Annotated in this window: 10 protein-coding genes; 8 read left to right on the top strand and 2 right to left on the bottom strand. The window is 38.4% G+C overall.

What is annotated here, in order from left to right:
- The first annotated feature begins 35 nt into the window (after nt 1-35).
- Nucleotides 36-1,037, top strand: coding sequence for a YihY/virulence factor BrkB family protein (locus A9970_RS13220; RefSeq protein ID WP_153847732.1), 1,002 nt, complete (start codon nt 36-38; stop codon nt 1,035-1,037).
- A gap of 5 nt (nt 1,038-1,042) precedes the next feature.
- On the opposite strand, the gene A9970_RS13225 is transcribed toward A9970_RS13220, so the two are convergent.
- Nucleotides 1,043-1,729 (bottom strand): hypothetical protein, encoded by a 687-nt coding sequence (locus A9970_RS13225; protein WP_075994001.1) that lies wholly within the window; start codon nt 1,727-1,729, stop codon nt 1,043-1,045.
- Between the two features lie 64 nt (nt 1,730-1,793).
- Nucleotides 1,794-2,405, bottom strand: coding sequence for a WbqC family protein (locus A9970_RS13230; RefSeq protein WP_182982617.1), 612 nt, complete (start codon nt 2,403-2,405; stop codon nt 1,794-1,796).
- Between the two features lie 87 nt (nt 2,406-2,492).
- On the opposite strand from A9970_RS13230, the gene A9970_RS13235 reads away from it, so the two are divergent.
- The 7 genes from A9970_RS13235 to rplI all read left to right on the top strand — a co-directional run bounded on the left by A9970_RS13235 (nt 2,493) and on the right by rplI (nt 8,685).
- Nucleotides 2,493-3,359 carry a lysophospholipid acyltransferase family protein gene (locus tag A9970_RS13235; RefSeq protein WP_075994003.1) on the top strand — a complete coding sequence of 289 codons (867 nt, stop codon included), beginning with the start codon at nt 2,493-2,495 and terminating at the stop codon, nt 3,357-3,359.
- A complete protein-coding gene (locus A9970_RS13240; protein WP_159731295.1) occupies nt 3,356-4,387 on the top strand; it encodes a glycosyltransferase family 2 protein in 1,032 nt (343 codons plus the stop codon). The genes A9970_RS13235 and A9970_RS13240 overlap by 4 nt, the downstream gene beginning before the upstream one ends.
- 119 nt (nt 4,388-4,506) lie before the next feature.
- Nucleotides 4,507-6,531 carry an NAD-dependent DNA ligase LigA gene (gene ligA / locus A9970_RS13245; RefSeq protein ID WP_182982618.1) on the top strand — a complete coding sequence of 675 codons (2,025 nt, stop codon included), beginning with the start codon at nt 4,507-4,509 and terminating at the stop codon, nt 6,529-6,531.
- A gap of 37 nt (nt 6,532-6,568) precedes the next feature.
- The gene (gene dapA, locus A9970_RS13250; protein WP_182982619.1) at nt 6,569-7,447 is read left to right on the top strand and encodes a 4-hydroxy-tetrahydrodipicolinate synthase; all 879 of its coding nucleotides are present in this window, start codon (nt 6,569-6,571) and stop codon (nt 7,445-7,447) included.
- A 147-nt stretch (nt 7,448-7,594) separates the two neighbouring features.
- Nucleotides 7,595-7,963: a 30S ribosomal protein S6 gene (gene rpsF, locus A9970_RS13255; protein ID WP_046671750.1), complete on the top strand. Its 369-nt coding sequence runs from the start codon at nt 7,595-7,597 to the stop codon at nt 7,961-7,963.
- Entirely contained in the window at nt 7,963-8,226 is a 264-nt protein-coding gene (gene rpsR / locus A9970_RS13260; protein ID WP_028071347.1) for a 30S ribosomal protein S18, read from the top strand. Before rpsF ends, rpsR begins: the two co-directional genes overlap by 1 nt.
- 15 nt (nt 8,227-8,241) lie before the next feature.
- A complete protein-coding gene (gene rplI / locus A9970_RS13265) occupies nt 8,242-8,685 on the top strand; it encodes a 50S ribosomal protein L9 (RefSeq protein WP_046671751.1) in 444 nt (147 codons plus the stop codon).
- Nucleotides 8,686-8,937 lie beyond the last annotated feature (252 nt).

Raw genomic sequence — 8,937 nt, forward strand, 5'->3', positions numbered from 1 at the left:
CAATTTGCACGATTATTGGAGCTGATCATCTTATTATGAAGCACGTTACATTACGAGATTTATTTACACTCGCCTACTGGAAAAGCATTTGGCATGTCTTAGTTGATGCCTTTAATGGATTCAATGATGACAAATGTATGAAGAAGAGTGCTTCATTGGCTTATTATACCGTCTTCTCCATCGGCCCACTTCTTATGATTGTTATCTGGTGTATCGGATTTTTCTATGGAGAACATCTTCAAAGTGGATCTTCGGCGCAAGATCAGGTGCTGGAGGAAGTCATGGTTCTTTTTGGTCAGGATGTGACCACACAGATCCAGTCCTATCTTCAGAAAATAACTTTCGAGAATAAATCTAATATGGGGATCACGATTGGTATCGTTACATTGATTCTGTCCTCCACGACCTTATTCGTTGATATACAGGATTCAATAAACAATATCTGGAAAGTAAAACCGAAACCAAAAAAAGGATGGTTAAAATTAATCATCAACAGGTTGATTTCTTTTTCCATCGTGATCGCCCTTGGCTTTTTGCTAATTGCCTCACTCATGATCAACGGAGTTATCGTTGCCGTGACCAATTTAGTCATGACTTATTTTCCTTTTATTCCGATTGCACTCATTTCATGGGTCAATACGGGTATCACATTTTCGGTCATTGTCATTTTATTTGGCTTTATCTTTTCCTTCCTTCCGGATGCTAAAGTAAAATTCAGAGACATGCTTGGTGGAGCCATTTTTACAGGCTTACTTTTTATGTTAGGCAGGTACGGTATTTCAATCTATCTGAACCTTTCCTCCACAGCCAGCTTTTACGGAGCCGCAGGATCTATCATTGTCATGTTATTATGGATCTACTATTCGGCTGCGATATTGTACTTTGGCGCGGAATTCACCAAATTTTATGCCATTAAATTTGGCGCAGGCATTATTCCGTCTACATTTGCAGTAGCGGTTGAACAAACGGAAAAAGTTAAAAAAACAGGCAGCGACGCCGAAGCACATGTTGGAGATACTATTCAGGTCTTAAAATAAGTCGTCTATTTTTTCTCTTTTTTGCCACTAATGGAACCATCGATGCCAATGACATTGATGACTTTATCCCCAATTTGTGTAATATCGGATTTTAATCCCACCATAACGGTAAAAATATTCACAGGAGTATCCTGTATCTTCCTAAAATTATGGAGATAACCAAGCTCAAGACCTAAAAAGAAACCGTTAAATTTATAATCTGCCCCAGCACCTATTTTGCTGGAGAAATTCAGGTGATTTTTATTTTCCATCTTAATAAGCTTTTGGTCCGCGAGTACATTTGCCCTTGGCTCACTCGTCAATCCTACACCAGGGCCTACAAAACCATAGATATTCAATAATCGCATCTGCTTCCTAATGCCCCCCGAAAATGAAAGGGTATAGAAATTGGTATTTGCATCTTCGATACGATACTCAAAATTAGGATCGACCAATCGCTGCTTATACTTGAATGAAAGTGTATAAAGTGTGGGGGATACAAAAAACATTGGATTTTTCAGGGAGATATCCAAACCAATACTACCAGAAAACTTTGGCGAAAGTATATCTTTGGTTTTTCCGATCGGGAAGCCCATCCCAGTTGTTCCCCAATAGTAAACTTTTCGATAATGTATCGTATCAACACCGCCCTGAGCCCGCGCGAAAGTCCAACACAAAGAAAAAAGAAGAAAAGTAAAAAAGAAATGTTTCATTTAAATGCGTTCAATATTGAATAACAACAATATTAAACGCATTTTGTTCAAAAAAACCGTCAGGCTACAGGTAACTTTTTGATTGTGGTCCTTGATTGAATAGCAAATCGATAATGCTTAAATCGGGATAAAATCCATTTTTATCAGAAAAAACCTGATAATATTCTTTTGGATCACGCAATACACTTTCTTTTTTAGGATGGATCAGGTTACGGAAATCGATCATTTCCGAAGGCGCAGCCACATACTCTTCTGTAAACCCTACTGTCCGTTTAAGTTTGATCGATTTTAGAATGAGTTCTAATTGAGCAACATTAAAATCTACCAAATACGCAAACTTTTCCTCATAGAATCGCATAAAATCATCTTCATAATATTCAAAATATGCAGAGCTACGGTAAGCTGTCTGGATACTTAACCAGTGTAAACGCTGCCAGTCAAACTCATAACTTATCCGAATATCTTTCATAGGAACACGTTCTTTATTGCCATGTTGAATCGGTACGATCAAATCCTGCACACCATTTGCTGAAGCAATGCGGGTCCGCGTACGATAACTCTGCTTTTGAAAATGCTCATATTTCTCGATGATCAACGGAAGATTATGCTCTTGTATCGTATGAAAATAGGATATTGGTGGAAGATAACATGCCGGAAGTAATAACTGCGATTCCATAAAAACTGATGATTTTTGTTATAAGTGACGCAAAAATAACTTAAATTAAGGATATTTGTAAAGAACACTGGGAATTTTAGCTATAGCATGAAACAAAAAGCGTTAAACGCATTAATCTATATCATCTCTCTTCTCCCCTATTGGTTTCTATATTTGATCTCCGATGGGCTTTATTACATACTCTACTATATTATTGGATATAGGAAGAATATTGTATTTCAGAACTTAAAGAATGCTTTTCCAGAAAAAACGGATAAAGAACGTCTGGTGATTGCCAAAAAGTTTTATCGTTTTTTCCCGGATCTTCTTGTCGAATCGATCAAATTGAAAACGATTACGGCTGAGGAAGTCAAGAAAAAGATGACTTTGGATAATGTAGAAGAATTGACAAAACACCTCGAAGCGGGCAAAAACGTAATCGGGGTGACCTCACATTATGCCAATTGGGAGCTTGGTATTCACCGTTTGAGCTTAATCACAAACTTCCCTACGCTGATTGTATACAAACCACTCAACAACAAAGACATTGACACAGTATACAATGATATGCGAGGTCGGTTTGGCGCCGAAATGGTACCAATGAAACAAATACTCCGTCATATTGTAAAGTTGAAGGGCCAGCCCAATATCAGTATACTCGTTGCCGATCAAACACCGCTGTATTCGGATTCCGATTATTTTATTAATTGGCTAAATCAGGAAACATTGGTCTATACAGGAGCCGAAAGACTTTCTAGAATAAGTAAAGCACCTGTGGTCTATTGCTATATCGGAAGAAAGCCCAAAAGAGGGCAATATTTCTGTAAATTCGTTACTTTAATCGAAGATCCAAGTGGCTTTGGAGAACATGAAATTACCGATATACACAATCAATTTGCTGAACAGCTTATTCGTGAAAACCCAGAATATTGGTTATGGTCACATAATCGCTGGAAAAGAAAACGTAGAAAATGAGTGAATTACCAAAAGTAGCTGTCGTTATCCTCAATTGGAATGGCCGATTTTTTCTGGAAAAATTTTTACCATCCGTATATAACAGTTCGTATCCGAATGTCGAATTTGTCATTGGAGACAATGCCTCCGATGATGATTCAATTTCATTTGTGAAACAGTACTATCCGACGATTACTATCCTTGAAAATGATAAAAACTATGGCTTTGCAGGAGGTTATAACAAAATACTGCAGCGTGTAAATGCTGATTACTATGTACTCCTCAATTCGGATGTCGAAGTGAGCCAAAACTGGATTGAACCAGTGATTGAGTACTTGGAAAGAAACCCTTCCCTAGCAGCAGCACAGCCCAAAATACGCTCATTTCATAACAAGCAGAAGTTCGAACACGCCGGAGCGGCCGGTGGCTACCTTGATTACTTTGGCTTTCCTTTCTGTAAAGGTAGAATCCTACATGAAGTAGAAGATGATGCTGGACAGTACGATAATGAATCCGAAATCTTTTGGGCATCTGGAGCGGCACTTTTTATTCGCTCAGAAGCCTGGAAAGAGGCAGATGGACTTGACGAAGATTTCTTTGCTCATATGGAGGAAATCGATCTGTGCTGGCGATTAAAGAAAATGGGCTATGGCATAGGCTATTGTCCTAAATCTATTGTTTATCATGTTGGTGGGGGCACCCTCAATGCAAGTAATCCCAAAAAGACCTATCTCAATTTTAGAAATAATATGGTCATGCTGCAGAAAAACCTGCCGCTGGGCAAAGCAATATGGATTATTTTCATCAGGCTTTGGTTTGACTTTGCAGCCCTTGCTAAGTTTCTGATCGACAGGAAACCCAAGGATGCCTGGGCAATCAGTCGCGCACATCAGTATTTCTTCTTGAATATTTTCAAAAATGCTAAAAAACGAAAAAAATACAAGGTGAAAGAAAATACAAAAGGGCAGTACACAAAATCGATTATCATTGATTTTTACACAAATAACAAACATAAATTTTCTCAGCTAAATCCAGAGGATTTCAAATAGCGTATTATTTCCCTGTAACATAAAATGCAGAAAAACGCATTTTAAAAATAAAGCAGTCATTACGACAAGATTCTTTATTTATTTTATTTAAACGTACTTTTTATTTGTAATTTTGCAAAATGTTGGTGATGGATATTGAAAAAAAGATAAAAGACTTAACGGCAGAGCTCAACCATTATAACTATCAATACTATGTATTGGCGAACAGTGTTATTTCGGACTACGACTTCGACCTTAAATTAAAGGAACTCGAAGCGCTGGAAGCTCAATATCCCAACTTTGCCGACCCCAACTCCCCTACACAGCGTGTTGGTGGAGACATTACCTCCCGATTTCAAACGGAAAAACACCGCTGGCCAATGCTTTCATTGGGCAACACATACAATCAGGAGGAATTACTTGACTTCGACCAGCGAATCCGCAAAATTATCGGCGATCAGTTCGAATATGTTTGTGAATTAAAATTTGACGGTTTATCCATCAGCTTGACTTATGAAAATGGCCTGCTAAGTAAAGCCGTTACGCGCGGTGATGGTACACAAGGCGATGTTGTCACAAACAATGTTAAAACCATTCGTTCTATACCGATCAAACTCAAAGAAGGAGATTATCCAGATCAATTCGAAATACGAGGTGAAATATTTATGCACAAATCAGCGTTTCTCCGCCTGAATAAGGAAAGAGCCGATAATGAGGAGCAAACCTATGCCAACCCAAGAAATTTCGCTTCTGGAACCATTAAACTCCAAGATTCTGCTGAAGTTGCAAAACGCCCATTGGACTGTTTCCTTTACTTTTTGTACTGCGACAACAGAACAAATCTATTTCACGACCATTGGAATAGCTTAAACCATGTCAAAGACTGGGGGTTTCACGTCAGCGAGCATAGCAGAAAGTGCAGCACGTTAACCGATGTTTTTGCATTTATTGACTACTGGGATGTCGAACGTCATAACCTAGGTTATGAAATTGATGGAATTGTTATTAAAGTAAATGATTACGCACAGCAGGAGGAACTTGGCTTTACTGCCAAAAATCCGCGTTGGGCAATATCCTATAAATTCAAAGCAGAGCGTGTAGAAACCAAACTGAACTCGATTAGTTATCAAGTTGGACGTACCGGCGCTGTTACACCTGTTGCCAATCTTCAACCTGTACAACTGGCAGGCACAACGGTAAAACGCGCTTCCTTACACAATGCAAATGAAATCGCACGTCTCGACCTCCACGAAGATGACACTGTCTTTGTGGAAAAAGGGGGCGAAATTATACCTAAAATAATTGGGGTAAACCTCGAGAAAAGATTAGCAGGATCAACAAGTTTTGTCTACCCTACATCTTGTCCGGAATGCGACACAGCACTTATACGTCAAGAAGGGGAAGCGGTACACTACTGCCCTAATGAAACTGGATGCCCTCCACAAATTGTTGGCAAAATGCAGCATTTTATCGGACGAAAAATGATGGACATCGAAGGAATGGGAGACGAGACCGTAGATACTTTCTTCAAGAAAGGTTTGTTGCACAATATCGTTGACATCTATGGACTCAAAGACCATCAAGATGACCTACAACAACTCGAACGCTTCGGTCAAAAATCAATCGATAACATGCTCAACGGCATCGAAAAATCCAAAGAAAAACCTTTTGAAAAAGTTCTATTTTCGCTTGGAATACGTCATGTCGGCGAGACGATTGCAAAAAAATTAGCCCAGCATTTCAAAAATATTGATGCACTAGCACAAGCCTCGACAGAGGAAATCGAAGGAGTACAAGATATTGGACGCCGTATTGCGGAGAGTGTCAAAGAATACCTAGACAATCCAATTCATCAACAACAGATTGTCGCACTGAGAAATTATGGCTTAAATTTCGAAATTGAAGAAAAGGAGATCATCCTTGCGAGCAATGCACTTGAAGGGAAAACCTTCCTGATTTCCGGTGTATTTGCAGATCATTCACGTGAAGAGTTAGCAGCAGTAATTGAAAGCAATGGCGGAAAGATGTTATCTTCCATTTCTGCCAAATTAAGCTATCTCGTAGCGGGAGATAAAATGGGACCGTCCAAACTAGCGAAGGCAGAAAAATTGGGTATCCCGATGATTAATGATAAAGAACTCTTTGAACTCATTAATCCCAAGTAAGTTTTTTTAATTAAATTTATATAAATACAAAAACAAGATGAACGAGCTTCACGGCGCAGGGGTAGCATTAGTCACTCCTTTTAACTCAGATGAATCTGTTGATTTCGAAGCATTAGGTCAGCTAATTGACTTGCAAATCAACGAAGGTATGGATTATTTGGTTTCTTTAGGTACAACTGGAGAAGTTGCCACTTTAACCAATGATGAACGAAAGCGTATCTGGGATTTTACTGTCAAGCGCGTGAACGGTAGACTTCCTTTGGTTGCTGGAATTGGCGGTAATAATACGGCCGAAATTGTGGAACAAATTAAGGACTTTGATCCAACAGGCTTCTGTGCAATTTTATCCGTATCTCCTTATTACAACAAACCAACACAAGAAGGCATTTACCAGCATTACAAAGCTGTTTCAAACGCCTCTCCACTTCCGGTTATTTTATACAATGTACCTGGGCGTACGGGCAGCAATATAACAGCACAGACAACATTACGACTGGCCAATGATTTTTCAAATATCGTAGCCATCAAAGAGGCTTCTGGAAATTTTGCACAATTCAGCGAAATTCTACGTGATAAACCCACAGGATTTCTCTTGATCTCCGGAGATGATCCGGTTACCTTGCCGATGATGTCTCTTGGAGCAGCTGGTATCATCTCAGTGATCGGAAACGCGTTACCGAAAAAGGTCGCCACATTAGCTAAGTTATGCGCTGAAGGCAATTATGCGGAAGCTAGATCGATCCATAATGAACTCCTTGACATTACAGACCTGTGTTTTATTGAAGGAAACCCTGCTGGTGTAAAATATATTCTACAGGAATTGGGGATCGGAAAAGATCAATTACGACTTCCTTTAGTCCCTGTTAGCGAGAAAATACAGGCAGCTATCAAAGAAGAATTAAAGAAATTGAACTAAAATATACCCTAGTTCGGTTGAGAAAAGTTTAGATCCCTCCAAAGGATCTAAACTTTTTTATTTCAAAGCTTTGCAACATAACAATATAATAACTACCTTTGCACTTCCACAAAAGTGGAATTTTAAATAACAAAATTAATTAACACAATGCAACAGTACGAATCTGTAATCGTTCTTACCCCGTTGCTTTCTGATGATGCTGCGAAAGAAGTAATCGCAAAATTCAAAAACATCTTAACAGAAGGCGGAGCCGAGATTGTCGCTGAAGACAATTGGGGTTTGAAAAAATTAGCGTATCCAATCCAGAAAAAAACTACTGGATTTTATCACTTAACTGAATTCAAGGCTCCAGGTGAATTAATCAATAAATTAGAGGTTGAATACAAACGTGATGAGCGCATTATGCGTTTCTTGACTGTAAGCTTAGACAAACATGCTAAAGCATACAACGAGAAAAAACGTAGCGGTGCATTCAACAAAAAAGCTGAAACTAAAACTGAGGAGGGTGCAAACTAATGGCTAACGAAAATATCCAATACGTAACTGCTCCTAAAGTAGAGGACAACCGTAAAAAATACTGTCGTTTCAAAAAGAATGGTATCAAATATATCGATTATAAAGATGCTAACTTCTTGATGAAATTTGTAAATGATCAAGGTAAAATCTTACCTCGTCGTTTAACTGGTACATCTTTGAAATTTCAACGTAAAGTAGCTCAAGCTGTTAAACGTGCTCGTCACATCGGCTTATTACCTTACTTAGCTGATGCAATTAAATAAGGAGGACGATAGAAAATGGAAGTAATTTTAAAACAAGATATCAAAGGCTTAGGTGAGCAAAACGATATCGTTAATGTAAAGCCAGGTTTCGGTCGTAACTACTTAATCCCGCAAGGATTTGCTATCCAAGCGACTGAATCTGCAAAGAAAGTTTTAGCTGAGAACATCAAACAAGCTCAGTTCAAACAAGAAAAAATCAAAAAAGACGCTACTGAATTAGCTGGTAAATTGGAAGCTATCAAACTTTCAATCGGTGCTAAAGCAGGTGAATCTGGTAAAATCTTTGGTAAAGTAAACAGCATTCAAATTGCTGATGCGTTGAAAGCAAAAGGTTTTGATGTAGATCGTCGTCGTATCACTTTCGAAGTAGAACCTAAAGAACTAGGTGAATACATCGCAAACTTAAACTTACACAAAGAAGTGAAAGTTCAAGTTCCTTTCGAAGTAATTGCTGAATAATTCAGTTTATTTAGTCAATAATAAAAAGCGGCTATCCTTTCGGATAGCCGCTTTTGTTTTTACCCATACTTTAGCCAAAAAAAACTCGCGTTACGGAGAGCAACGCGAGGCATAATCTAGGGTATTTGAAAGGGAAAATCTTTGTCAATTTCTATTTTTTTTCAAAAAAAACAACTCCTAAATCACCGAGTCAAAAAAAACAATATCAAAACCAAAAAATCGAAACAAATTCTTTTCGAAAACCAATTTCAA

Source organism: Sphingobacterium sp. UME9, from assembly GCF_014170215.1.
In the GTDB taxonomy this organism is placed as follows: domain Bacteria; phylum Bacteroidota; class Bacteroidia; order Sphingobacteriales; family Sphingobacteriaceae; genus Sphingobacterium; species Sphingobacterium paramultivorum.